The organism is Pseudomonas sp. SCA2728.1_7, assembly GCF_018138145.1.
GTDB classification, from domain to species: domain Bacteria; phylum Pseudomonadota; class Gammaproteobacteria; order Pseudomonadales; family Pseudomonadaceae; genus Aquipseudomonas; species Aquipseudomonas koreensis_A.
Map to the genome: position 1 here is coordinate 3,276,982 of NZ_CP073104.1, position 24,295 is coordinate 3,301,276.

The 24,295-nt window shown below is 59.6% G+C and carries 22 protein-coding genes; 6 read left to right on the forward strand and 16 right to left on the reverse strand.

The genetic code is table 11. The features are described 5' to 3' along the window. Positions 1–120 precede the first annotated feature (120 nt). The 8 genes from KBP52_RS14735 to KBP52_RS14770 all read right to left on the reverse strand — a co-directional run bounded on the left by KBP52_RS14735 (position 121) and on the right by KBP52_RS14770 (position 11,016). Positions 121–594: a transcriptional regulator gene (locus KBP52_RS14735; RefSeq protein ID WP_100846304.1), complete on the reverse strand. Its 474-nt coding sequence runs from the start codon at positions 592–594 to the stop codon at positions 121–123. 53 nt (positions 595–647) lie between these two features. Continuing rightward, the gene (locus tag KBP52_RS14740; protein ID WP_228759094.1) at positions 648–1,001 is read right to left on the reverse strand and encodes a type II toxin-antitoxin system HigB family toxin; all 354 of its coding nucleotides are present in this window, start codon (positions 999–1,001) and stop codon (positions 648–650) included. 157 nt (positions 1,002–1,158) lie between these two features. Beyond that, positions 1,159–2,532 carry a DUF1329 domain-containing protein gene (locus KBP52_RS14745; protein ID WP_212623025.1) on the reverse strand — a complete coding sequence of 458 codons (1,374 nt, stop codon included), beginning with the start codon at positions 2,530–2,532 and terminating at the stop codon, positions 1,159–1,161. A gap of 163 nt (positions 2,533–2,695) precedes the next feature. Beyond that, complete coding sequence (locus KBP52_RS14750; RefSeq protein ID WP_212623026.1) at positions 2,696–4,654, reverse strand: DUF1302 domain-containing protein; 1,959 nt, start codon at positions 4,652–4,654, stop codon at positions 2,696–2,698. A gap of 48 nt (positions 4,655–4,702) precedes the next feature. After that, the gene (locus KBP52_RS14755) at positions 4,703–5,992 is read right to left on the reverse strand and encodes a phospholipase (protein WP_212623027.1); all 1,290 of its coding nucleotides are present in this window, start codon (positions 5,990–5,992) and stop codon (positions 4,703–4,705) included. A 241-nt stretch (positions 5,993–6,233) separates the two neighbouring features. Next, positions 6,234–7,802 carry an FGGY-family carbohydrate kinase gene (locus KBP52_RS14760; RefSeq protein ID WP_212623028.1) on the reverse strand — a complete coding sequence of 523 codons (1,569 nt, stop codon included), beginning with the start codon at positions 7,800–7,802 and terminating at the stop codon, positions 6,234–6,236. Positions 7,803–7,822: 20 nt separating this feature from the next. Further along, positions 7,823–9,415 (reverse strand): glycerol-3-phosphate dehydrogenase/oxidase, encoded by a 1,593-nt coding sequence (locus KBP52_RS14765; protein ID WP_212623029.1) that lies wholly within the window; start codon positions 9,413–9,415, stop codon positions 7,823–7,825. 5 nt (positions 9,416–9,420) lie between these two features. Next, on the reverse strand, positions 9,421–11,016 hold the full coding sequence (locus KBP52_RS14770; RefSeq protein ID WP_212623030.1) for an FAD-binding oxidoreductase: 1,596 nt from the start codon (positions 11,014–11,016) through the stop codon (positions 9,421–9,423). Between the two features lie 210 nt (positions 11,017–11,226). Here KBP52_RS14770 and KBP52_RS14775 point away from each other — a divergent pair, with 210 nt between their 5' ends. Then, a complete protein-coding gene (locus KBP52_RS14775; protein WP_212623031.1) occupies positions 11,227–12,243 on the forward strand; it encodes an AraC family transcriptional regulator in 1,017 nt (338 codons plus the stop codon). 517 nt (positions 12,244–12,760) lie between these two features. Next, on the forward strand, positions 12,761–13,126 hold the full coding sequence (locus KBP52_RS14780; RefSeq protein ID WP_212623032.1) for a hypothetical protein: 366 nt from the start codon (positions 12,761–12,763) through the stop codon (positions 13,124–13,126). A 407-nt stretch (positions 13,127–13,533) separates the two neighbouring features. Here the strand turns inward: KBP52_RS14780 and KBP52_RS14785 are convergent, their stop codons facing one another. From KBP52_RS14785 to KBP52_RS14815, 7 genes are all read right to left on the reverse strand, one after another. Beyond that, complete coding sequence (locus KBP52_RS14785; RefSeq protein ID WP_077570955.1) at positions 13,534–13,902, reverse strand: glyoxalase superfamily protein; 369 nt, start codon at positions 13,900–13,902, stop codon at positions 13,534–13,536. Positions 13,903–14,020: 118 nt separating this feature from the next. Then, positions 14,021–15,478, reverse strand: coding sequence for a D-aminoacylase (locus tag KBP52_RS14790; RefSeq protein ID WP_212623033.1), 1,458 nt, complete (start codon positions 15,476–15,478; stop codon positions 14,021–14,023). A gap of 1 nt (position 15,479) precedes the next feature. Then, a complete protein-coding gene (locus KBP52_RS14795) occupies positions 15,480–16,340 on the reverse strand; it encodes a MurR/RpiR family transcriptional regulator (RefSeq protein WP_212623034.1) in 861 nt (286 codons plus the stop codon). A 16-nt stretch (positions 16,341–16,356) separates the two neighbouring features. After that, positions 16,357–17,706, reverse strand: a complete 1,350-nt coding sequence (locus tag KBP52_RS14800) for a gluconate:H+ symporter (protein WP_212623035.1) — start codon at positions 17,704–17,706, stop codon at positions 16,357–16,359. Positions 17,707–18,045: 339 nt separating this feature from the next. Then, complete coding sequence (locus tag KBP52_RS14805; RefSeq protein ID WP_212623036.1) at positions 18,046–18,939, reverse strand: NAD-dependent epimerase/dehydratase family protein; 894 nt, start codon at positions 18,937–18,939, stop codon at positions 18,046–18,048. Positions 18,940–19,042: 103 nt separating this feature from the next. After that, on the reverse strand, positions 19,043–19,954 hold the full coding sequence (locus KBP52_RS14810; RefSeq protein ID WP_212623037.1) for a LysR family transcriptional regulator: 912 nt from the start codon (positions 19,952–19,954) through the stop codon (positions 19,043–19,045). Between the two features lie 108 nt (positions 19,955–20,062). Further along, entirely contained in the window at positions 20,063–20,653 is a 591-nt protein-coding gene (locus KBP52_RS14815; protein ID WP_077570944.1) for an NAD(P)H-dependent oxidoreductase, read from the reverse strand. 184 nt (positions 20,654–20,837) lie between these two features. Here KBP52_RS14815 and KBP52_RS14820 point away from each other — a divergent pair, with 184 nt between their 5' ends. Further along, complete coding sequence (locus KBP52_RS14820) at positions 20,838–21,152, forward strand: putative quinol monooxygenase (protein ID WP_077570942.1); 315 nt, start codon at positions 20,838–20,840, stop codon at positions 21,150–21,152. Here KBP52_RS14820 and KBP52_RS14825 read toward each other — a convergent pair. Then, entirely contained in the window at positions 21,142–21,906 is a 765-nt protein-coding gene (locus tag KBP52_RS14825; protein WP_212623038.1) for a sulfite exporter TauE/SafE family protein, read from the reverse strand. The two genes, KBP52_RS14820 and KBP52_RS14825, sit on opposite strands and share 11 nt — an antisense overlap. A 216-nt stretch (positions 21,907–22,122) precedes the next feature. On the opposite strand from KBP52_RS14825, the gene KBP52_RS14830 reads away from it, so the two are divergent. The 3 genes from KBP52_RS14830 to KBP52_RS14840 all read left to right on the forward strand — a co-directional run bounded on the left by KBP52_RS14830 (position 22,123) and on the right by KBP52_RS14840 (position 24,245). Continuing rightward, a complete protein-coding gene (locus tag KBP52_RS14830) occupies positions 22,123–23,004 on the forward strand; it encodes a LysR substrate-binding domain-containing protein (RefSeq protein WP_212623039.1) in 882 nt (293 codons plus the stop codon). Positions 23,005–23,059: 55 nt separating this feature from the next. Continuing rightward, the gene (locus KBP52_RS14835; protein WP_212623040.1) at positions 23,060–23,635 is read left to right on the forward strand and encodes an NAD(P)H-dependent oxidoreductase; all 576 of its coding nucleotides are present in this window, start codon (positions 23,060–23,062) and stop codon (positions 23,633–23,635) included. A gap of 199 nt (positions 23,636–23,834) precedes the next feature. After that, entirely contained in the window at positions 23,835–24,245 is a 411-nt protein-coding gene (locus KBP52_RS14840) for a MerR family transcriptional regulator (RefSeq protein WP_077570934.1), read from the forward strand. Positions 24,246–24,295 lie beyond the last annotated feature (50 nt).

Sequence of the window (24,295 nt, forward strand, 5' to 3'; positions counted from 1 at the left end):
GCATCGCGAGCAGGCTCACTCTTACAAGAAATGGTGTTGATCACAGATTATGTGAACGACGCCAATCCCCTGTAGGAGTGAGCCTGCTCGCGATTGCGTTAGACCTGTCACGGCATCCCGTCAAACCACACCGTGCATAAAAAACTCGACTGGCACTTTAAAGAACTCGGCGAATCCCTTTATCTGGGCAACGGTCATTTTTCGCTTGTTATTCAATATCTCTGAAACAGCACTCTGAGTTGCGATCTCAGACAAGTCCTTCTGTTTAACGCCTCTTTCCGACAGCAGAAACGCCAGCGCTTCAGATTGGGACGAATAAGCAATCAACACCGTTTCATTTTCGTACTCATAAACCCGATCAGCCACAAACTCCGCAAATCGTGCCGCAGCATGATCCTCGGTGCTTGCGTGGGAATAAAGCTCATCAATCAGGGCCATTCGCACTTGCAGATCGTCATCATTTTTTATCGGATCATGGCAGGCAGACAACAACTTGGACAAAGTCGCTAGCTGATCGCCCAGTCCCTCAAGCATGGGTGAAATATCGGCTATGAAGGAATCCAGTCCTGTCGCTTCGACTTTATTACGCTTCATTGAGATCACCTGTATTTTCGTTAAACATAAATAGCGTATTTCATTCTGGCCAACTACTTGACATCACCCTTCCACCATTTGTCATATCCGGCATGGGGAAGAATGTCTTTGATATAGATAGTGCCAGTCTTCGTGTTGATCCACGTAATGACACGGCACTCGTTTTTCTTGATATCAAAAACGTAAATATCAAGCGGGCCTTTCTTGCTCGTCAGCCTCAGCTTCGAGTGAGGGATACGATCGACGTTCCAACCTGAGGCGCTGGCCCAGTCTTGACGAAGCTTCTCAAACGACTCGAAGCGCAGCGATGCTCTGTCGAAGATGGTTAGCCACAAGGTGAGAGGATCTCTCCACTGACCATGAGTCTCAATGGCCCGCGCAACCGCCGCTTTTGTGATCACTCTCATACAATTTTTCGGTTCTGGTATCCCTACATGCAGCCAAATTATCTCAAATACAGATATCTGTAAAGCAGATATTTTTAGTTCCACAGAACAAACCCGAAGCCAAATGTATCAGTGGCTTCGGACTTTTTCTGTCAGTGGTGGACTTAGACTTCAGCCATCACCGAGTGCCACGCTGCCGCAACGCCGACGGCATAAAGTAAGCATCCTCCGGCACTGGCTGCGCAAAATCGACTGTCTCCGCCTCTTCGTTATCGAGGTTCTGCACGTAGTAACGCCGCGCCTGCAAATCGTGGAAAACATCCAGCGCACTCCACGTCGTCGGCAGGTCGTAGAAGTTTTTCAGGTAGGCCATCGACACGCGCCACAACTCCCCTCGCCCATCGTACTGATCGACCAGCGCGGCGCCCCAGCTGTCTTCATCGAGAAACAGCACGCGCTTGGAATAGATGTGTCGCGAGCCCGGTTTCAAGTTGCCTTCCACCACCCAGACCCGGTGCAGTTCATAGCGGGTGTATTGCGGGTTGAGGTGGCCCGGGGTGAGCAACTGCGCGTATTTCACGTCGGGGCTGGCGACTTTGTAGTTGTTGTAGGGGATGTAGATTTCCTGTTTGCCCTTGAGCTTCCACTCGTAGCGGTCCGGCGAGCCGTTGAACAGGTCGGTGTCGTCGGCGGTGCGCAGGCCATCGGAGGATGCGATCGGCGTGTCGTAGGCGAGGTTCGGTGCGCGGCGCACGCGGCGTTGGCCGGCGTCGTAGATCCAGGCTTGGCGTGCGTCTTTGAGTTGATCGAGGGTTTCGTGCACGAGGGCGGCACCGCCAGCCAGCCGTGCCGGGCTTTTCACGAAGGCGAGGTAGTAGAACAGGATGTTTTTCAGATCGGCAAACTGGCCGTTCGGGCGGTAGTAGTTGAACAGCGCTTCCTGCTGCGAGGTCACCAGCGCGAAGCTGCCGTTACGTTGCACTGGCGCTTCGGAGGCGCGGCGTACAACGTAGATGCCGCGATAACGGGTGATGTGGTTCCACAGCACTTCAACGCCATCCTTGGGCACCGGGAATGGCACGCCGCCGTAGGCATCGGAGAAACCGCTGCCGCCTTCGAGCAGCTTGGCCGAGGTGGCGTTTTTCAGGGTGTTGTCGTACAGCCATTGCGGCGCTGAACCGGAGCGGCGGGACGGGTAGATCGGCATCTGAAAGGTGTCGGGATAGCTGTTGAACAGCGCGATCTGGCCGGGGCTGAGGTGGGCTTTGTATTGGTCGAGATTGGCTTTGGTGATGGTGAACAGCGGTTTGTCTGCGGCAAAAGGATCTGGGTGATGCTGACCCGGTTTGTAACCGGCCGGGGCTTGAGTGATGCCGCCGGTCCAGGCGGGAATCGTGCCGGCGGCATTGCCCGCGCGCTCGGCGCCCATGGGGGTCAGGGTGGTTTTCAGTTGTTCGGCTTGTTGTGGGGTGATGGCGGCCAGAGCGGTGCCGGCGGCCAGGCCTAACACAAGCCCTAGCGAAGCTTTGGTCAATTTTGAATTATGAAACATGATCGATCTCCGAAACGGGAGTGAGGTCTGCAAATCACCGTAGATCCCCTGTAGGAGTGAGCCTGCTCGCGATAGCGGTGTGTCAGACAACATCTACAGCGACTGAAAATCCGCTATCGCGAGCAGGCTCACTCCTACAGGAGGTGCGCCTGTTTTCTGGGTATCAAAGGAAATACTTGAGATTGAACCCGACGTTATCGCGGTCGCGAATGCCGTTGTTTTGCCCGCCGCCGTAGAACTCGGTGTATTGCAGTTCGGCTTCGAGCTTGTTCTGGTAGTTGGCCTTGATCCCCAGCGTGTAGGCCTTGCGACCTTCGATGGTGTTGCCGGCCTGGTAGCTGTTGCCCTCGAAATCGTCCTTGTAAACGATGTAGGGCGAAACGTTGACCCCGGCGTACACGTCGTTCCAGGTGCCGTTGAGCATCGCCGTGTAACTGTAGGAATCACGGTTGACCTGATCGTCGCGATCACCGCCCGACACATAGGAATAGTTACCGGTGCCGGCGTAATAACGTCGGCTGCCGTCATACGCGGTGTATTGCAGACTGCTGCCGCGCAGGTGCTTGGAGGCCAGTTCGAAAATGCCGAACAGTGAGTCGAACGAAGCGGTCGGGCCGAAGTTGTAAATAGTGCCGAGCGAGGTGTTGAACGCTTCGACACGTTCGGCGTTGTTGATCTCGCTGTTGAGATTGACCATCTGCCCGCCGACGTTGATCGACCTGCCTGTCACCGCCACAGCAGCACCGTTGGCCAGGTCACCGATCAAATCGTTGGTGGCTGCGACACCGATCGGCAGGTTCGGCCGATAGGCGATTTCACCAAACACCGAGGCCTCGCCCAGCGTGGTGTTGAAGCTGAAGCCGTACATGCGGATGTCTTCGGCATAGCGCCGATGCGCCTGGATATTACCCATCACATCAGCGGTGGCCAGACCATTGGCCAGCGCCCCGGCCTGACTGCCGGCAACACCGGACAACAGGTTGGTCAGCGCATCCATGTCGATGCCTTTGTAGCCGCCCAGGTCCGCTGCGATGGTCGGTTCCTTGGCGTGGTAGTTGACCAGGTACAAACCGAACTCGGTGCTGTTGAGTTGTTCGGCGATGTAGCGAAAGGCAAAGCCGAACTGGCCATCGTTGCGCGCGTTGTAGTCCTTGCCGACGCTCGCCACTTTCAGCGTGTTGCCGTAGGCCGGGGTCACGCCGTTGGCGTACAACCCGGTGCTTTGCAGGGCCGAACTCAGCAACGGGTTGTTGCCCAGCGCGCTGTACAAACCGATGACGTTGCCAAACCCCGGCACTGAGGTATCAAGCGCCGTGCCGCTGAAGTTGTTGTAACCGGTGTTGCCACCGTCGGCGAACAGGTCGGTTTGCGAGTAGAACGTGCCGACCGGATCGATACGGGTTTCCTTCCAGTTGGTCTGGTAGAAACTCTCCATGGTCAGCGAATCGGTCAGGCCGATGTTGAAGCTAAGCGCCTCGACCGGCACCAGCACTTCTTTCACTTCGGCGCCGGGCAAGCGGTACTTGGCGGCGTCCACCGGGTTGGTGGTGTTGATCCCGCCGCGATAGAAAATCCCCTCGCCCCAGTTGAACACCTGCCGACCGACTCGCGCCGTCACCGGCATCTGCGCAACGTCCCAACTGCCATGCACATAGGCGTCGAGCATCTCGATGCGGCTGCCGGCGATGTCGCGGGTCTGGCTGGTGAAATGGTCGTCCTGCGGGTAGCTCTGGCTCGGTTGCGACGGGCGGTTGTTGTCGTAGTAGTCGTTGCGCTTGTCCATCAGTTGCGTGTCGTAGAACGCGGTGCCGCGCACGAACACGCCATAGTTCTGATAGTTGGCTTCAAGCTCGGAGGTGATCTTGTACACCTCGGAAACCAGCCCGGTGTCGAAGTTGCGATTGCCGTCGTTGGTGTTGACGTCATCATTAGTTTTGTCGCGGCCCTGCACTCGCCACAAACGGCCGTAGGACAAGGTCGTGTCGACAGAGCCGGTCACTTGTTTGTCCATGAAGCTGAATTCCACCGCGTGCGCCGCATCGACTGCGCACAGTTGCAGCAACCCGGCCAGGCCGACACCGGGGAGCGCGGCGCCCGTCAGGCGCAATCGAGTGTTGATCATCTTTTCCTCCTTCCCTGTGTTTTTATTGTTTTGGTGTACGTTGCCGCGCTACGGCGCCAATCCCGCGCTGACATAAATCCGGCTGTGCGCGCCGAAATGCCCAAGCAGCTTGAACAACTGCTGGTTGAGTGCCGGGTGGTCGAAATCTTCGCTATGAAGTTGATTACCGCTGCTGAAATCACTGCTGACCGGCGCCGTTTCCAGCCACTGCCCGATGGCTTCGTCGAAGGCTGCGGAGTCGTTGACCGCTTCGGCGCTGACCACTTCGCGCAGGTAGTCGACCGAGTACGGCGGGTAGATTTTGTCCTGGGTTACATCGGAGTAAGCATCAAGCATCGGATGCGGCTGCCCCGTGCGCAGCAAGCGTCGCAGCCAAGTCGATTGGTACTTCTCAACTTCCATATGTCGAGTGGCGACGCGTTCGATCGAGGCTTGTTTGTCAGCGGCGAAACCGGCCAGCGCCTTGCCTTCCAGCAGAAGAAGATTGGCAAGGTCGACGCCCGGCAACGGCTTGGCGTGATACGGCTGGGTCAGGTCTTGAATGTGGTGCAGGCCCCAGCCGAGAAAGCGATAACCCCAATACGGATGACCGCTGGCAAATGCCAGTCGCGCCAGGCCCAGGTATTGATACGCGCGCCAGTCCGGCCAACTGCGTTCGAGGAAACCGGCAGCGGCGTAGACCACCGCGCTTTCATGGAAGAAGCCCATGTGGAACGGCGCCTGCGAGCTGTACTGGAACCGCGCATCACCGAACGGTTGCGGGCCGAAACCGTAGATCGCGCCGACGTTGCCGGGGTTGTCGCTGAACAGATTGATGTCGTGACCGTAATCCGGCTCGTCGGCGGCGCTGGCGAGCAAGGCCAGGGCTGCGACTTTTTCGTGCTCGGCGATGAGGATAAAGCGCTGGCGATTCCACGGTGACAGGGTTTGCTCGACCATGACTTGATTGGCCTGCAAGTGCTCACGTTCGGGCAGGTCTTTGCCGGGCAATGGCTGGATGACCATCGCCAGATGAATCTCGGGATTGATGCGCAGCGCCGTGAGGAAGTCGTGGCGCGGATTGTCACTCGGCACCGCCGGCAATTTCAGGGTATCGGGGCGTGGCGGGTATTGACTGAAGTGTTCGCGGGCGAAGCTTTCCTGTTGCTCCAACAGCGCCAGCACGGCCGGGTATTGCTCGGTGAGAAACTGCTCCAGTGGCTCGACTTCAACCGCTGGCGCATCGCGCAACGCCGGCAGATCCTGCAACGCCAGATAGCTGCCGACCGTGTGGTTCGACCAGCCCCAAGCGCTCGGGGCCGTTGCACAAAGCAGCAACAGGAGGAAAGTCAGCTTCATTGCTTTTCGTTCTTATTGGAAGTGCCGTGGGGGATGAGCCTAACAACCGACCCCGCCGCTGACACTGTCCGATCTCACCAGAAAAGTTCTCCGATGGCGCCAATTACCCGATATCAAAAACACCACCGCCCCCTGTAGGAGTGAGCCTGCTCGCGATAGCGGTGTGTCAGTCAAATAGATGTTGGCTGACACACCGCTATCGCGAGCAGGCTCACTCCTACAGGGGATTTGTGGTGTTCTTTCAGGCGGGGTAACCGGTGATTTTGCGGATGCTCTGATATAGCGGCTTGAGCTGGCGGTACATGCGCAGGTAGACCTCTTTGTACAGTTGCTCGTAGATTTTTTGCGCATCGGGTTGTGGGATGAAGACAGCCCCTACTCTGGTCATTGAAGCGATCGCCGTGGGGAAATCCGCATGCAACCCCAACCCTACTGAACAACAAATCGCCGCACCCAGACCCGACGCCTCATACACATGCGGACGCTCCGCTGGCAGGCCGAAAATATTCGCCGTCAGCTGCATCGCCGCATCACTCTGCGAACCACCACCGGCCACGCGCAAACGCTTGACCGACACCTTCGAACGCCGCTCGATGTTCTCCATGCCCTGACGCAACGCATACGCCAGCCCCTCAAGAATCGCCCGGTAAATATGCGCGCGGGTGTGCACATCGCCGAAGCCGATCATCGCGCCTTTCGCCTCCACGCCCGGCTCACGAATACCCGGCGACCAATACGGTTGCAACATCAAGCCCATCGAGCCCGGCGGCACTGCATCGACCAGTGCGTCGAACAATTGCTCCGGCTCGATGCCCTGCTCTTTGGCCTGCTGCATTTCACGCAGACCGAACTCGTTCTTGAACCAGCTGACCATCCAGTAACCGCGATAAATCATCACCTCGCAGTTGAACTGATCCGGCACTGCCGAGGGGTACGGCGGAATCAACGGGACGATTTCCAGATAGCGCGAGCGGGTGCTGGTGATCGTCGCTGTGGTGCCGTAAGACAGGCATACGGTGCTCGCATCAACCACGCCGGCACCGACCACTTCGCACGCTTTGTCGGCGCCGGCAGCAATCAGCGGTAAGCCTTCGGGAATACCCGTATGACGAGCGGCCTCGGCGGTAATGTGGCCGAGGGTTTCACCGGGTTTGTGCAGGCTCGGCAATTGCTCGGGGCGTACCGCCAGCGCCTGCCATTTCCAGTCACTCGGCGCGGCCCATTTCAGCCGTTTGAAGTCGAACGGCAGATAGCCGACGCAACAACCGACCGAGTCGACAAACCGTCCGCACAATCGATGGGTGAGAAACCCCGAGAGCAGCAAAAACTTGTCAGTCGCCGCCCACACTTCAGGCTGGTGTTTTGCTATCCAGTTAGCCTCAGCCTGAGCGCGAAAATAATCCACGGTGCCCTGCGCGCCGACCAGTTTGAAAAGCCAGCCCCACGGCCCTTTGATCCCGCCCTCGACTTCGCTCTGACGTTGATCGAGCCACAGAATCGCCGGGCGCAACGGTTTACCCTCAGCATCGACGTTGATCACCGTGCCGCGCTGCGTGGTCAGGGAAACGCCGGCAATCTGCGAACGGTCGATGCCGGTCTGCGCCCAGACTTGCTGGCACGCCTCCCCCAATTTTGCCCAGTAATACTCCGGATCCTGCTCGGCCCAGCCCGGTTGCGTCGAGTAATACGCCTGCAATTCAACCTTGCCTTTGCCGAGCAGATTGCCCTGCAGATCGAAGAGCAACGCGCGCACGCTCTGGGTGCCGTTGTCGATGGCCAGCAGGTAACGCTTGTTCGGGTGGTTATCCATGGAGCTCTCTTCAAGGGGCATCAAGGCGTGGCATCCGGCAGACCGTGATGGCGTTGCCACAACGCCCGATAACGCTGAATTTCTTGCTGCCAGTGTTCGTCGCTCCAGGCCAGTCGTGGCTGGCAGAGTTGGCGAATGGCGGCGAAATATTCTTCGCCACCGCGCGGCAACAGCAGACCGAGACGTGTGCGGCGCAGGAGCAGATCGTCGAGGTGCAGAACCATTTCCGACTCACAGGCGAAAGCCAGTTCGGCCCACAGAGTGTCCGTAGCGCCGACCGTGGCGTGGCCGATTTCTTTGATCAATTGCGCCAACTTCGGCAGATCTCGACCATGCCTCCCGGTCAGACGTCGCCACTGATGGCTGCTCAACTCAGGAATCGCCTGCACAGGAACAGCGGCAAACACGGGCGCGGCGTCATCGACGAAAGGACGTTCGAGCATCGCCGCGCAGGCCTTGAGCACTTCGATGGCTTGCGGGCGAAACGTGGTGAGTTTGCCGCCGGCCAAGGTCACGCAACCGGGCTCCTGCCACAGCACATGTTCACGGGTTTCGTTCGACGGTTTGTCTTGATGCGCACCTGCGCTGCCCACCACCGGACGCACGCCGGACCAGGTCGACAGCACATCCGCCGCACTCACTTCGGCACCGGGAAACTGTTGCGTGCAGGCCGCCAGCAGATAGTCGAGTTCTTCGCCGCTGATGCTCGCGCTCTGATCCAGATCCTCACGGTGATCGAGGTCCGTGGTGCCGACCACTGTCGCGCCCTCCCATGGAAAAACAAACACCGGACGCCGGTCGCGCTCATGCAGAAACGTGAACGCCTGCGCCACCGGCAGACGCCAACCCGGCAGCAATAAATGACTGCCGCGTAACGGCCGTAATTGCCGTGGTGCCTCCGTCGGCCGCAAGCGCTCGGCCCATGCGCCGGTGGCCACAGCAAGCACGCCGCAGCGCAATTGCAGTGACGTGCCGGCCTCGCAATCCTCGACCTGAACGCCACACACTCGCCCATTTTCACGCAGCAAATGCTCCACGCGAACGCCGTTAATCACGTCCGCGCCATCCGCCCGAGCTTCGCTCAACACACGCATCACCAGCCGCGCATCATCGGTCAGCGCATCGACAAAACAGGTGCCACCGAGCAAGTCGTTTTCCTTCACCCCCGGCGCCAGATAACGCAGTTGTTGCGCATCATGAAAGCGATGGCTGCGACGCCCGGCCAGAGCGTCGTAAACACTCAGCAAACCACCCAACACCCGTGGCCCGGGAAAGCCGCCGCGATAGTGCGGCATCATGAAACTCATCGGCTCGACCAACCCCGGCGCTTCGTCGAGCAAGCGCTGACGTTCGCGTACCGAATCACGGGTCAGGCGCCACTGCCCTTTGGCGATGTAACGCAAACCGCCATGGACCATTTTCGAGGAACGGCTGGAGGTGCCCCAGGCGAAATCGCGTTGTTCCAGCAGCAGGCAGCGCCAACCTCGACGCGCCGCTTCCCGCAGGATTCCGGCGCCGCTGATGCCGCCGCCGATGACGATCAGATCCCAGGTTTCCTCGGCCAGCGTCGGCAAAATCTGCTGGCGCCACGCGGCGTTCCAGTCCTGACTCATGGCCGTCACTCCGGCAACAGCGTGCCGGGGTTGAGGCGCCCGGCCGGATCGAAATGTTTGCTCAGTGCCTGTAAGGTGTCCATCGCCAATGCGCCCTTCTCGCGCAGCAGGTACGGCGCGTGATCCTTGCCGACACCGTGCTGGTGGCTGATGGTGCCGTGGTTGTCGACGATGGTCTGGCTGGCCGCATGTTTGAGCGCTTTCCAGCGCGCCAGCGTCGCGGGGTAGTCCGCCGCCGGGCGAAACACGTAGGTGGTGTAGATGCTCGAACCTTCGCCGTAAACGTGGGACAGGTGGGTGAACACGTGCACGCGTTCGCCTTCGGCGGCCAGGGCATCGCGCAGGCTGTTTTCGATGAGGTTGAGCAGGTTGTCGACGTTGCTCCAGTCGGTGGCTGTTTCGAGGGTGTCGACCACGTAACCGGCATTCCACAGGTTCTCGCGCAGGTAAGGGAAACGGAAGCGGTTCTGCGCCCACTTCTTGCCGAGCAAGGTGCCGGTGAAGACGCCGCCGAAGGCCTTTAAATGTTGCCGTGCCTGTGTCAGCGACAATGCGTTTTGTCGGCGATTGCCGGTGACGCCGAAGGTCAGCAGGCATTTGCCCGCACCCGCGCCACGCAGATTCAGGTACTTTTCCAGCCAGGCGATTTGTTGGGGATGACCGGCCAGCGCAAGTTGCGTTTCGGTTTCCACGGCGTTGGATAAACGCAGCATCGACAGCGGTACGCGTGCCTGGGCCAATTGGCGAATGGCACTGAGTGCCTGCGGCCAGTCGGGTAGAAACACACCGTAGAAACGCTCATCAGCAGGCAATGCGCTGACCCGCACCTTGACCTCGGAAATGATCCCGAAACGGCCCTCGCAACCGAGCACCACTTCGCGCAAATCTGGCCCGGCAGCCGAAGCCGGGAAGGTTGGAATCCGCATCGGCCCGGCGAAGGTTTCCAGGGCTCCGCCAGCGAATAACTGCTCGATCCGGCCATAGCGCAGCGACTGCTGACCGCTGGAACGGCTGGCGACCCAACCGCCCAGCGTCGACAGCTCCCAGGACTGCGGAAAATGCCCCAGCGTGTAGCCTTTCGCACGCAACTGACTTTCGACCTGCGGCCCACTCGCGCCGGGGCCGAACGTTGCCAGCAGGCTCTGTTCATCAAGGTCGATCAGGCGATTCATCCGCGCCAGCGACACCGTCACCACTGGTCGCACAGAATTTGGTGGATTGATGTGTCCGGCCACCGACGTGCCGCCGCCATAAGGGATCAGGCACAGGTCCTGCTCGTGGGCGAGTGCCAGCAACTGGCGAATATGTTCAGCGGTCTCGGGGAACGCCACCGCATCCGGATAATTGCCCAGCGCACCTTCGCGCAACGCCAGCCAGTCCGGCAGGCTCTGGCCCCGCGCATGCAGCAAGCGGTCATGGGCATCGACGCTGTACAACGCGTGTGCAGGCAATCGCGAGGCCGGCACCCGGGCCAATGCGGATTCCAGCGTGGCATCGGGCAGCGCTCGCCCCTCGCCCAGTCGTTCATGAAGAAACTCCGCGCCCTGGGCCGGCAGTTCGACCACCGTGGTTGCATCTCCCCAGCCGTTCCAGCGTCGCATGCGTGTGTCCTTCTAACCGTCAGATCAGTGATATTTCAGGCCCCCATACTAGCCAGCGGCCGCAAAGTGTCACGGTCGCATCCGGCCAGTTCGTGTAGCCAATTGAGTCAAACGTCGCGCAAGCGTCAGCCATTTACTTTAGTCGGGGTTTCAAATTACCTTTCAGGCTATTCGTCCGCCTCCGCTGCCGTTGATCAAAGGAATGGGATCATGCAATCGCTTGGCTTCACTTCAGTTCCGCCAATGCTCAAGTACCTGCGCCATGCCGAACAACTGGGTATGGATATCGAGCCTGCGTTGGCGGCGGCGGGTTTGCAGGCGCAGCAGTTGAGCGACAACACCCTGCGTTTGCCCGGTGAGGCGCATGAACGCTTGCTGGAGTATTTTTGCGAACACTCGGGCGATCCGTTGTTCGGGCTCAACGCGGCGAATTTCGTCCTGCCCAATTCGTGGAGCGTGCTTGGTTACATCACCATGAACTGCGCGACGCTGGGCGATGCGATGAGCCGAATCATGCCGTTCGAGAAACTGGTGGGGGACATGGGCGTGAGCCGCGCCGAGGTGCAGGACGGCCATGTGCATCTGATCTGGACCTGCCGTTATCAGCGTCCGCGAATCCGCCGGCATCTGGTGGAAAACGTGCTGGGGTCGTGGCTGCAATATGCACGCTGGATCGCCGATACGCAGATGTCGCCGGCCGGGGTCTGGCTGGAACATTCGTGCCCGGCAGAGGCCACGCCGGCGCAGTACGAAGCGTTTTTCGATTGCCCGGTGTTGTTCGATCAGCCGTATTCGGCGCTGGTCGTGCCGCTGGCGTATTTGCAGCTGCCGTTGCGTCAGGCGGATGCGCAATTGCTGCGGACGCTGGAAGAACACGCGATGGGATTGATGGCGACGCTGGAGGATGCGTCGCTGGAGCAGCAGGTGAAGAACATCCTGCGGCAGTTGCTCAAGGAAGGTCTGCCGCGCAAGGAGCAAGTCGCCGAGCAACTGAGCGTTTCCGTGCGGACGTTGCAGCGGCAGTTGCATCAGGCGGGGACGTCGTATCAGCAGATTCTCGATGATTTGCGCCAGGAACTGGCTGAGCATTATTTGCTCAACAGTACGCTGCCGATTCAGGACATTGCGCAGTATCTGGGGTTTACCGAACCGCGCTCGTTTCACCGCACGTTCAAGAGTCGGCGGGGGATGCCGCCGGGGGAGTTTCGGCAGATGCATCGGGGGTGAATGTTCCGGCCCCTTCGCGAGCAGGCTCGCTCCCACAGTTGATCTCCGTTGTTCACAAAGTTGATGTTCACCGCCGACCCAATGTGGGAGCGAGCCTGCTCGCGAATGCGCCAGTTGCCGCACCCGATTCCTACAGGTAAATCTTCGATACTTGAGCGCAATAAACATCCCGCATTACAGGTGTTTAAAGACACTCAGCGTTACGCGAAACAGCCCACAAATCCTTGCGCCACTGCCTACGCCTGCGCCAGAATCCGCCGGCTTGTGCGCCCTGAGCATGCTGCGTAACTTGATTCGGTCACTGATTCCCAGTGATCGGGTTTAGTAGCCCGGTGGTAATTCTGCTGGTCGTACATTCATCACAGGTACTCGCGTATCTGAGCTTTATGGTGGCTGTACGCAGGGCGCTTCGGCGCGCCGGCTTTTAGCTGAGTTCCCCGGTCTACTAACCTGCGTACAGCCGCCACCCTTTCGTTTAGTAGCCAAAGGGTGGCCGCTCAACAAAGGGAACACAGCTATGTTCAAGATAACGCCAAACCCGCCGGTCACCGACCCGGCCTCCCCCTACGAATCCGCCGATTCGAAGAAATTCCACGAGGCCGCCGAGCGCGCTCTAGACCACTATCTCGCCCCACCCACCGCGCAGATCATGGCCACGCCTTACCGACCCAACCGCCTCTACATGGCCAACCCGGCATCCGCGACCGAGCCCTTGCTGGTCGACGCCTGCGAAACACTGGGTTCTGCCTCGGTGATGCTCAACGACTTCGCCGCCGTGCTCGAAGGTTCGCACCGCAAGACCCTGCAAGGCATCGCGCAAGTGGTGATGGTGGCGGAAATGGCGGTCAATCAGGTGCTCGATAAGTTCGTGCCGACCGAGTAACGAAAAAGCCCGCGCCCCTAACTGTGATGGTTAGGTGGCGGGCTTCTTTTTTGCGGTGGGCCATTTCCCCTCACCCCAGCCCTCTCCCGGAGGGAGAGGGGGCCGACCGAGGTGTCTGGCGCTATACATCGACCTGAATGACCGAGTCGATTATGGATTCGACCGAGCAGGTTCAGGTCGGTGTATCTCTCAAGCATTCCCAGATCAGATCGGTCCCCTCTCCCTCCGGGAGAGGGCTAGGGTGAGGGTGAAGGGCCGACCGTGGGATCTTCGCTAAATACACCGACCTGAAAGTGCTGCCGTGAATCCATAATCGCTGCAGATCTTTCACGTCGATGTACAGCGCCAGACACCTCGGTCAGTCCCCTCTCCCTCTGGGAGAGGGCTAGGGTGAGGGGCTTTTCAGCTCAGAGACAAATCGCGTTGGTAAACACCAGCCGATTACCAAACGGATCAACGATCGTCATGTCCTGACTCCCCCACGGCATCGCCTGAATGCCCGGATGCGAAAACTTGTAATCCTTGGACTCCAACTGCTGCTGAAACGCCTCCAGCTCATCCGTCTCGATCCGCAGCGCCGAACCCGGGCACGCATCGCCATGGTGCTCGGACAAATGCAGCACACACTCGCCACGCGACACCTGCAGATACAACGGAAAATTCGCTTCGAAGCGATGCTGCCAGTCGATCTTGAAACCCAGAAAATCGACGTAGAACTCGACAGCTTTGGCTTCATCGAAGATCCGCAGGATCGGGGTGGTTTTGCCGAAGCTCATGGGGTGCTCCCTGACTGATTGGCCCCACAGTGTAGACGGGGTGGATGTCAGCAATTCGGCCTGTTGATGGCTTTCTTTAATTGCAATGTGCCACCACTGTGACGCAGTCCGCGAAACCTCAGTGAAAGTTGTCGCGCAGATCACCCTGTCGAGCGAGAAAACGCCCTTCCCTGCGCCCATTCGCCTGCCCGTCGCGATAACTTAATACACCGTTGATCCAAACCCCATCAATCCCCTGCGCAGCCCGTTGCGGATCATTGAAGTCCGCCACATCACGCACCGTCGCCGGATCGAACAACACCAGATCTGCCCAATAGCCTTCACGAATCTCACCGCGCTCCTTCAAACCAAACCGTGCCGCCGACAGACCGGTCATCTTGTGCACGGCGGTGTGCAGCGGAAACAGGCCGACGTCACGACTGAAATGTCCGAGAACCCGTGGGAAAGCGCCCCACAGGCGCGGATGCGGGAACGGGTCTTCCGGCAGTCCGTCAGACCCGACCATCGACAACGGATGGGCGAGGATTCTTCGTACATCCGCCTCGTCCATGCCGTAATACACCGCACCCGCCGGTTGTAGGCGTTTGGCCGCGTCAATCAACGGCACGTTCCATTCGGCAGCGATGTCGATCAGGTCGCGGCCGCTGACTTCCGGGTGCGGCGTCGACCAAGTGATGGTAATGCGGTGCGCGTCGGTGACTTGCTTCAAATCCAGCGTCGATGAACTCGCCGCATACGGGTAGCAATCGCAACCGACCGGATGAGTTTTGGCGGCCTCTTCCAATGACGCGAGCAGTTGCGGACTGCGCCCCCAGTTACCGACACCAGCACATTTGAGGTGGGAAATGATCACCGGAGAACGCGAGTGTCGACCGATGCTGAACGCTTCATCCATCGCCTCCAGCACCGGTTCGAATTCACTGCGCAGGTGCGTGGTGTATACCGCGCCAAACGCTGTGAGTTCTTCGGTCAGTTGCATGACTTCATCGGTGGAGGCGCTGAAGGCGCTGGCGTACGCCAGGCCTGTGGATAACCCCAACGCGCCCGCCTCCAGACTTTCCCGCAGTTGCTCGCGCATCGCCGCGATTTCTTCAGACGTAGCGCTGCGGAACAGGTCATCCAGATGATTGCTGCGCAGCGCCGTATGGCCGACCAACGCGGCAACGTTCAACGTGGTATTGGCCCCTTCCACCGCCGCACGATAATCACTGAAGCGTGGATAAACAAACGCCGCCGCTGTACCGAGCAGGTTCATCGGATCCGGTGGATTGCCCTTCAATTTCACGGGCGAAGCGCTGATCCCGCAGTTGCCGACAATCACCGTGGTCACACCCTGGCTGAGTTTTGGCAGCATCTCTGGCTGACGAATCACCACGGTGTCGTCGTGGGTGTGTACATCGATGAAACCCGGCGCCAGCACGCGGCCAGCGGCGTCGATTTCCTCGCTGGCGGTGGCGTCGTGCAAGTCGCCGATACGCTCGATGCGGCCCTCGCGAATCGCCACATCGGCGCGGTAACCGGGCACGTTGCTGCCATCGATGATCAGGGCATTGCGAATCAGGGTGTCGTACAGCATGTCAGTCTCCCAGCGGCAGGTGATCGTCGCCGCCACGGTATTCGTCGAGGGCCAGTTTGATCCGCCGCAGACGTTCTTGATTGTCTTCAGGACAGGCCAGCGCCAGCTCGGTGGCGAGCACGTCGATGGCGAGCAGCATGCCGTAACGCGCCGCCGTCGGTTTGTAGATGAACGAGGTTTCTGCGCCTTGCAACGGCAGGACGATGTCGGCCAGTTGCGCCAGCGGCGAATCGGCGCGGGTGATCGCCAGAATGCGTGCGCCGTAGTTGCGCGCCAGTTCGACGGTCTCCAACAACTCCGGAGTGATGCCGGTCAGCGAACAGACGATGAGCACTTGCTCGGCGTTCAGACTGGCGGCGGTGACGCGCATCATCACCGCGTCGTGACACACCGCAATCGGGTAGCCGAGGCGCACCAGGCGGACCTGCAATTCGTAGCTGCACAGGGTCGAGCAACCGCCCATGCCGAAGGCGTGAATCATCCGTGCCTGACCGAGCAGTTTCACCGCATCGGCGAAGCGTGATTCATCGAATCCGGCCAGATGCTGGCGCAGCGTGGTTTCAATGTCGCCGACGATCTGCCCATAGAACGCCGACTGCTCAGGCGTGCCCGCCGGGTCGAGAAAACGGCTGCCGACGCCGCTGGCCTGAGCCAGTTGCAGGCGCAGATCACGCAGGTCACGACAGCCAACCGTACGGGCAAAACGCGACAGCGTGGCGGTGCTGACTTCAGCGCGTTGCGCGAGGTCTTCGAGGCTGGCGCTGGCGGCAAAACCAACGTCGTCGAGCATCAGCCGAGCGATGCGACCTTCGCCGGCGCTGAAGGAATCCTGACGGGCGCGGATCTGGTAGAGGATGTCCATGGGCGGCGGGCTCCGGTTACAGCAGGTAAGAAAGGCCGACGGTCAGGCCGAACGCGACCAGCGAGATCAGCGTCTCGAGCACGGTCCAGGTCTTGAACGTCTGCGCGACCGTCATGTTGAAGTATTCCTTGATCAACCAGAAGCCGCCGTCGTTGACGTGGGAAAAGATAACCGAGCCAGCGCCGGTCGCCAGCACCAACAGTTCAGGGTGTGGATAACCCAGACCAATGGCCACCGGCGCGACCACGCCGGACGCGGTGGTCATGGCCACGGTCGCGGAACCGGTGGCGACGCGCATCAATGCGGCGAACAGCCAGCCCATGATCAGCGGCGACAGCTGGAATTCGTGGGCGAGGCCGACGATTTGATCGGTGACGCCAGCCTCCACCAGAATGCGGTTCAAGCCACCGCCAGCACCGACCAGCAAGGTGATACTGGCGGTAGGTGCCAGGCATTCGTTGGTGAATTTGAGGATCGATTCGCGGTTGAAACCCTGGGCGATGCCCAGCGTCCAGAAACTCAACAAAGTCGCCAGCAGCAGCGCAATCACCGAGTTGCCGATGAACAACAGAAACTGATTGAAACCGCTGCCCGGGGTGGAAATCAGGTTGGCCCAGCCGCCGATCAGCATCAGCACCACCGGCAACAGAATGGTCGCCATGGTAATGCCGAAACCCGGCAGTTTGTCGCGCGGTTCGCGGTCGAGAAATTGTTTTTCCAGCGGGTTATCCGCCGGCAATTGAATGCGCAGCACGATGAATTTGGCGTACAGCGGCCCGGCAATGATCGCGGTGGGAATGCCGATGGCAATCGCGTACAGCAAGGTCTGCCCGACCGACGCCTGATAGGCCTGCACCGCGAGCATCGCCGCCGGGTGCGGCGGCACCAGCGCATGCACCACCGACAGGCCGGCAACCATCGGCAAACCGACCATCAGAATCGACACGCCAACGCGGCGCGCCACGGTGAACGCAATCGGCACCAGTAAGACGAAACCGACTTCGAAGAACAGCGGCAGACCAACCAGAAAGGCGATGCAGACCATCGCCCAATGCGCATTCTTCTCGCCGAATTTATCGATCAGCGTGCGCGCCATCTGCTCGGCGCCGCCGGACTCGGCCATCATCTTGCCGAGCATTGTCCCGAGCGCGACCACCAGCGCGATATGCCCCAGCGTCTTGCCCACCCCGGCCTCATACGCCCCGACCACACCCGATGGCGGCATCCCGGCCACCAGCGCCAGGCCGATGGAAATCAGGGTGATGACGATGAACGGATTGAGCCGGTAACGGGCGATCAACACGATCAGCGCAATGATGGCAACGGCGGCATAGACCAGCAGCCAATAGCCGAAGGAAGGCGTCATGCGGTACTCCTCGAAAGGGTCACGTTCGAATGGGTTGTGAAACTCATAAATCATTTCGAGATCGAGATTTCAAACCGCATGAAAGTAATTTTCGTGGAGAGGCAAGGCGTGTCGCTGATGGATATGTCTTGTCGTGATTAATGAAAATCGTAGGGCGGGATTTACATGCTTTTACAGCCAACACAGCCCCCTGTAGGAGTGAGCCTGCTCGCGATTGCGCCGTAACAGTCAATATCTTCATTGGCTGAATGACCGCTATCGCGAGCAGGCTCACTCCTACAGTTTTGATCGCATTCCTCCAGACAGAATGCGCAAAACCTCTGGGAGCTGGTGGACGACTCACACCATTTCGTTACGAATCCATTCAACCACCGAGGTGCGCTCCGGTGCCCAGCCCAGTAATTCGCGGGCGTGTTTGCCGCGTACGCGGCTGTTGGAGCCGAGGCCGTAGTTGGCCATTTCGTAGCCCCATTCGGCTTCAGCGTCTTTCAACGGCCAGTCTTGCGGTTGACCCAGGTTCAGGGCTTCGGCCATGGCGGTGGTCATGTCGATGAACGAGGCTTCGCCACTTTCGACGAAGTAGAAAGTACCCGGTACGTTCTTGGTCAGCGCCAGCAGGTACAGGCTGACGACGTCTTCGATGTGCACGTTGGACCAGATGTTCTGGCCTGGGCCGACGTGGCGCACTACGCCACTTTTGCGTGCCTGCTTGAGCAGTCGCGGCAGTTGCACGCTGTCGCGATTGACGCCCAGGCTGTGGCCATAGATCAGCGTGTTGCAGATCACTGCCGAATTCACGCCGTCCTGCGCAGCGGCGAGGATCAGATTGTCGATGGCCACGCGCGCGGCTTTGTCGACGGTTGGTTCCGGCAGGTTGTCCTCAAAGTAGATGACGTCGCTGGACTTACCGCCCGATGCGTCGCCAACGATGCTCGAACCGCTGGTGTGCAAGAAGACTTTGTTGGTACCGCGCAAGGCATCGAGCAACGCTTCGACCGCACCGCGATGGTCGCTGCTGGCGGCGTTGATGACGGCATCGGCAGCGCGGGCCTGCTCAGCGAGCAGCGCTTTGTCGTCAAGAGTGCCGATGACCGCGGTGATCCCGATGGCTTTCAGCTCTTCAGCCTGTTCAGGGCTGCGCACCAGACCGGTGACTTTGTGCCCGGCCTTGACCAGACCGGTAGCAATCGAGCCACCGATAAATCCGGCAGCGCCGGTGACGAATACGTTCATGGAGAAACTCCCTGCGTGAGTAAGTGATGGGACGAGTATCGGCCTGTGGGTCCGAGGGAAAAACCCGTCCCCGCCCAATTCACTCTTGCGCAGAGGTCACGAATCAGCCCTTGAAATCGGCGCTGGCGTAAGCGGCGAGTTTGCTCTGGATAAAGTCGAGGAAGCACTGAATGCGCAGTGCCAATTGCGAGTTACGGTAGTACACGGCGTTGATCGGCTGGCGATAACCACTGTTGAATTCGCCGAGCATGACTTTCAATCGCCCGGCACGAATGTCGTCGATGGTCATGAAGTGCGACAGGCAAGCGATGCCCTGCCCTTCCAGCGCCAAGTGGCGCACGGTCTCGCCACTGGAAGCGCTGATCGCCGGGGTGATCGGCCAGCGATCGCCGTGCACATAGCGCAGCGGCCATTGGTTGAGGCCTTCGTTCTGGGTGAAGCCGAGCAAGGTGTGTTCGCTCAAGTCCGCCACTTGCTGCGGCGCGCCGTGCTTTTCCAGATAGGCCGGGCTGGCGACGATCAGCAGCGGACTGCAACCGAGCGAGCGCGCGTGCAGCGTCGAGTCAGCGAGGGTGCCGATGCGGATGGCGATGTCAGTGCTTTGTTCCAGCAGGTCAATGATCAGGTCATTGCTGTTGAGTTCGAGCTGGATGTCCGGGTAGAGCCGGCGGAATTCGTCGATGTACGGGACGACTGCGTGGAGCATGAACGGCGATGCCGCGTTGATCCGCAGGCGCCCGGACGGGGTTTGCTGACGTGAAGATAGACGCTCTTCGAGTTGCTCCATCTGATCGAGAATCAGCTTGGCCTGCTCGAAGAAATACTTGCCCTCCTCGGTCAGGTCCATGCGCCGCGTGGTGCGATTGATCAGCGTGGTGTCGAGCTTGGCTTCCAGCTTCGACAACGTGCGGCTGACCGCCGAAGGCGTCTGCCCGACCTGTTCGGCGGCGGCGGAAATCGAACCGCATTCGATCACGCAGACGAAAATCTGCAACTCATCGGATCTGGCTTTCACGGGTGTCCTCTTTGAGATCGCCAAGATCGCAGATGACTGCAACTCCCTGTAGGAGCTGCCGCAGGCTGCGATCTTTTGCTGTTACCACCGATAGTAGCCCGAAACCATTCAGGCCTTGAGACCAAACACCTCAGTCAAATGCTGCTCATAACGCGCCACATCAGCCTCGATGTTCGGCCGTTTCATCACGTCGACACAGAGGAACGTCGGCAACCCGGTCATACCGAGAAACTCATTGGCCTTGTGAAACGGGAAGTACACCGCATCAACACCTTTGGCCTCAAAGAAATCAGTCGGGTCATCGAAGGCTTGCTGCGGGGCATTCCAGGTCAGCGACAGCATGTATTGCTTGCCCTGAATCAGGCCACCGCTGCCGTACTTCTGCGAGGCGTCGGAACGGGTGCGGCCGTCGCTGGCGTAGAGGCTGCCGTGGCCTTCGGTGAAGACTTCGTCGAGGTACTTTTTTACCGTCCATGGCGCGCCCATCCACCAGCCCGGCATCTGATAAATGATCACGTCGGCCCAGAGGAATTTTGCGACTTCTTCAGCAACGTCGTAGCCCTCGTCGATGAAGGTGGTTTTCACATCGACACCGCCGCGATCGAGCACGCTCAGCGCAGCTTCGTGCAGGGTGGTGTTGTAGCGACCGTCGGAGTGAGCGAATTTTTTACCGCCATTGAGCAACAGCACTTTTTTCATGAGAAAGCCTCGGCGCAGCCACAGGGCTGGATGGAGAAGGGAAACTGGAATGGCGGCAGATTAGCGATCCGCCTCGCGCGGAATAAGCCAGTTTTGCGCAAAATACATTTGATCAAAAGGCACGAATCCATTGCCGATTGTTGCAATAACATCCGCGGCATTCTGAATTTGAGGAGTCGTTGTGATGAGTGAACGCTTGGGTTTTATCCTGCACGCCAAGACCCGCCCGGAAAAAGCCGAAGCTTTCGAGGCGTTGTTCCGCGCTTACGTTGAGCCGAGCCGCGCGGAGTCGGGCTGCATCGAGTACCACATGCTGCGCGACAAGGAAGATCCGACGCTGTTCATCTTCTACGAGATCTGGGCGTCGCAAGCGCATCTGGATGTACATTCGAACCTGCCGCACATGAAGGCATTCTTTGAGCGGCGCATGGATTATCTGCAGCGCGATTTTGATATCCGCCAGATCGAAATGCTCAGCGAAGCCTCGGCTAACCGCTGATCAATAAATGGGCGCCAAGCGCGCCCATACCAATAAAGAACACTCGCTTGAACAGCACGGCGCTGATACGTTCGCGCAGCCATTGGCCCAGCAGCATGCCGAGAATGGCCGGGATCAGCGCCAGCAGCGAAGCGCTCAGTTCGCCGCCACCGAGGGCGCCGCGCCAGAGCAATCCGGCGGCCAGCGCCAACGTTGAAACGGTGAAGGACAGGCCCAGCGCCTGCACCAGTTGATCGCGATTCAAGCCCAGCGCCTGCAAGTACGGCACCGCCGGAATCACGAAGACGCCGGTGGCCGAGGTCATTACGCCGGTGATCAAACCGCACGCCGGACCCAGCCAGCCTTCATGGCGCGGATTGACGCTCAGCGTTGGCAGAAACAAGCCACTCAACGCATAAAGCAACAGCGCCGCGCCCAATCCGCGCACCACCCAATGCCCGCCCGCCATGCCGATCCATAACGTGCCGACGCCGGTGCCGAGGAAGATCATCAGCAGCATTGGCCAGAGGCGTTTGATCAGTCCTTTCAAATGCCCGCCGAATGCCAGTTGCCAGACATTGGTCAAGGTTGCCGGGATGATCAGCAACGCGGCTGCCTGCGACGGTGCCATAGCCAGACCGAGCAAGCCCATGGCGACGGTGGGTAGGCCGAGACCGATGACGCCTTTGATCAGGCCGGCGAGGATGAAGGTCATGATGACCAACAAGGACAGGGCCAGGCCGAGGTGCTGGTAGAAATCTGTGAGTGTGTTCATGGCGCTACTGTGCGCCAGTCGGGGTTGGCTGAAAATCTGCCATATACTGAGGGTGCCTCTGCCCTGACAAGAGGCTGATATATTTTTGAGGCTTCTGGCCTCATCGCGAGCAGGCTCACTCCTACAGGTTTTGCGTTCGCCACAGATCCCATGTAGGAGCGAGCCTGCTCGCGAAGGGGCCAGCCCGAACACCACAAAAACCAGAGGCTGCCCACCATGCACTTCGACCTCACCGACCTGCGCCTCTACCTGCACATCCTCGACACCGGCAACATCACCGCCGGCGCCGCCCGCAGCCATTTATCCCTGGCCGCCGCCAGCGCCAGAATCCGCGCCATGGAAGCCTCGCTTGGCGTTGATTTTCTTGAGCGCGGGCGCCGTGGAGTCTCCCCGACGGCCGCCGGAAAGGCGCTGGCCCAGCACGCGCGCATACTCCTGCAACAGGCCGAACGCCTGCAGCAGGATCTGGCCGACTATGCCCAAGGCGTCAAAGGTCAGGTGCGCTTGCTGTGCAACACCACGGCGATCACCGAATACCTGCCGGAAGTACTCGCGGACTTCCTGCGCGATCACCCCAATCTCGACATCGATTTGCAGGAGCTGCCCAGCGCGCGCATCACGCACGCCTTGCGCCAAGGCGCGGCGGACCTCGGGATCGTCTCCGATGCGGTCGACACCCATGGCCTGCAAACCCGGCCCTTTCGCGATGATCCATTGGTGCTGATCCTGCCCCCCGAGCATGTTTTGGCGAGTCAGGCGTCGCTGACGTTTGGTGAAACCCTGGCGCACGACTATGTCGCGCTTGGCAGCCACAGCGCGCTGGCGATTCACCTGGAGGAACAAGCGCTGCACATCGGCCAGCGCATGTCGATCAGGATCCGTGCCGATGGCTTCGAGGGCGTCATGCGCATGGTAGCGCGAGGTGCGGGGCTGGCCATCGTGCCCAAGGTGGCCATCGAGCGCTGGGCGGCGGTGCACTCGATAACGTGCCGGCCGCTGGACGAAGTCTGGGCGCATCGCACTCTGCAACTGTGCGCACGGGACTTCGACCACCTGCCCGGTTACGCCCGGGCCTTGTTTGATGCGCTGGTGCCTTGACTCTACCGCTAGGGGCAGACTCTATCCTGTGAGCTTCATTTCAGGAGTACACACGATGAGCAAACGAATGCTCGTGATACTGGGTCACCCCTCCACCGACAGCTTTTGCGGGGCATTGAGTGACACCTACGTTCAGGCCGCCAAGGACGCCGGGCATGAGGTGCGGCTGCTGCGTCTGGATGCGCTGGAGTTCGACCCGGTCCTGCACGAAGGCTACAACAAGGTGCAGCCACTGGAACCGGATCTGCTGCAAGCCCAGGCCGATATCACCTGGGCCGAGCACCTGACATTCGTCTATCCGATCTGGTGGGGCGGGATTCCGGCACTGCTGAAGGGCTTCGTCGACCGGATTTTCCTGCCGGGTTTCGCCTTCAAATACCGCGAGGGCAAAGCCTTCCCCGACAAGCTGCTCAAGGGCCGCACCGCGCATTTGCTGGTGACCATGGACACGCCGTACTGGTACTACAAATGGATCTATGGCATGCCCGGGCTGAATCAGATGCGCAAGACCACGCTGGAATTCTGCGGCATCAAGCCACTGAAGACGCTGACCTTCGGGCCGATCCTCGGCTCCAAGCCAAACCAGCGCGATGCCTGGCTGGAACAGGCGCGCGTGACCGCCGCCGTCTAAGGTTTTCCAGCCGCCTCAACTGACGGTGCACCCGCCGCCGTCAGTGCCTTCTCGGGTTCCCTTCATGAGCCCGTCCGTCGCCTGTGCACGTCATTTACGCGCAGTTGCAATTTTCTGATGGTATTGGACATATAATCGCCGCCGATCCGGCATGACGCCCGATCGCGCTACGCTATGTTTGACCATCGAGACGGACCTTATGTATATCGGCAAAGCCGCCCAGCTGTCGGGCACCACAGTCAAAAGCATTCGCCATTACGAAGAAATCGGCCTGTTGCCCGAGCCCAAGCGTGAAGGCAAATACCGCATCTACAGCCAGCAAAGTGTCGAAGTGTTGACGTTCATCAAGTGCGCCCAGCAACTGGGCTTCAAGCTCAAAGAGCTGCAGGTGATCCTCAACAACTACCGCGGCGACGAATTCCCGTGGGACATGGCGCAACGAGCCATCGCCGAAAAAAAAGCCGAACTGGTGACCCAGATCGGCGATTTGCAGCAGTTGCACGACGGCCTCGAAGCGTTCGAAAACAACCTCAACGATGCGCGACAGGAATGTCAGTTCGAGCGCATTGCCCGTTATGGCGAAAAAAACCCGGTCAATACACTGAACTGAAAACCCTGCTGCGCCGTATGACCGGGTTCGCCTGTCGTCTCAGGAAAGGT

Coding starts and splice junctions, on each gene's coding strand:
- KBP52_RS14735 (WP_100846304.1), bottom strand. CDS start 594: ATGAAGCGTAATAAAGTCGAAGCGACAGGACTGGATTCCTTCATAGCC.
- KBP52_RS14740 (WP_228759094.1), bottom strand. CDS start 1,001: ATGAGAGTGATCACAAAAGCGGCGGTTGCGCGGGCCATTGAGACTCAT.
- KBP52_RS14745 (WP_212623025.1), bottom strand. CDS start 2,532: ATGTTTCATAATTCAAAATTGACCAAAGCTTCGCTAGGGCTTGTGTTA.
- KBP52_RS14750 (WP_212623026.1), bottom strand. CDS start 4,654: ATGATCAACACTCGATTGCGCCTGACGGGCGCCGCGCTCCCCGGTGTC.
- KBP52_RS14755 (WP_212623027.1), bottom strand. CDS start 5,992: ATGAAGCTGACTTTCCTCCTGTTGCTGCTTTGTGCAACGGCCCCGAGC.
- KBP52_RS14760 (WP_212623028.1), bottom strand. CDS start 7,802: ATGGATAACCACCCGAACAAGCGTTACCTGCTGGCCATCGACAACGGC.
- KBP52_RS14765 (WP_212623029.1), bottom strand. CDS start 9,415: ATGAGTCAGGACTGGAACGCCGCGTGGCGCCAGCAGATTTTGCCGACG.
- KBP52_RS14770 (WP_212623030.1), bottom strand. CDS start 11,016: ATGCGACGCTGGAACGGCTGGGGAGATGCAACCACGGTGGTCGAACTG.
- KBP52_RS14775 (WP_212623031.1), top strand. CDS start 11,227: ATGCAATCGCTTGGCTTCACTTCAGTTCCGCCAATGCTCAAGTACCTG.
- KBP52_RS14780 (WP_212623032.1), top strand. CDS start 12,761: ATGTTCAAGATAACGCCAAACCCGCCGGTCACCGACCCGGCCTCCCCC.
- KBP52_RS14785 (WP_077570955.1), bottom strand. CDS start 13,902: ATGAGCTTCGGCAAAACCACCCCGATCCTGCGGATCTTCGATGAAGCC.
- KBP52_RS14790 (WP_212623033.1), bottom strand. CDS start 15,478: ATGCTGTACGACACCCTGATTCGCAATGCCCTGATCATCGATGGCAGC.
- KBP52_RS14795 (WP_212623034.1), bottom strand. CDS start 16,340: ATGGACATCCTCTACCAGATCCGCGCCCGTCAGGATTCCTTCAGCGCC.
- KBP52_RS14800 (WP_212623035.1), bottom strand. CDS start 17,706: ATGACGCCTTCCTTCGGCTATTGGCTGCTGGTCTATGCCGCCGTTGCC.
- KBP52_RS14805 (WP_212623036.1), bottom strand. CDS start 18,939: ATGAACGTATTCGTCACCGGCGCTGCCGGATTTATCGGTGGCTCGATT.
- KBP52_RS14815 (WP_077570944.1), bottom strand. CDS start 20,653: ATGAAAAAAGTGCTGTTGCTCAATGGCGGTAAAAAATTCGCTCACTCC.
- KBP52_RS14820 (WP_077570942.1), top strand. CDS start 20,838: ATGAGTGAACGCTTGGGTTTTATCCTGCACGCCAAGACCCGCCCGGAA.
- KBP52_RS14825 (WP_212623038.1), bottom strand. CDS start 21,906: ATGAACACACTCACAGATTTCTACCAGCACCTCGGCCTGGCCCTGTCC.
- KBP52_RS14830 (WP_212623039.1), top strand. CDS start 22,123: ATGCACTTCGACCTCACCGACCTGCGCCTCTACCTGCACATCCTCGAC.
- KBP52_RS14835 (WP_212623040.1), top strand. CDS start 23,060: ATGAGCAAACGAATGCTCGTGATACTGGGTCACCCCTCCACCGACAGC.
- KBP52_RS14840 (WP_077570934.1), top strand. CDS start 23,835: ATGTATATCGGCAAAGCCGCCCAGCTGTCGGGCACCACAGTCAAAAGC.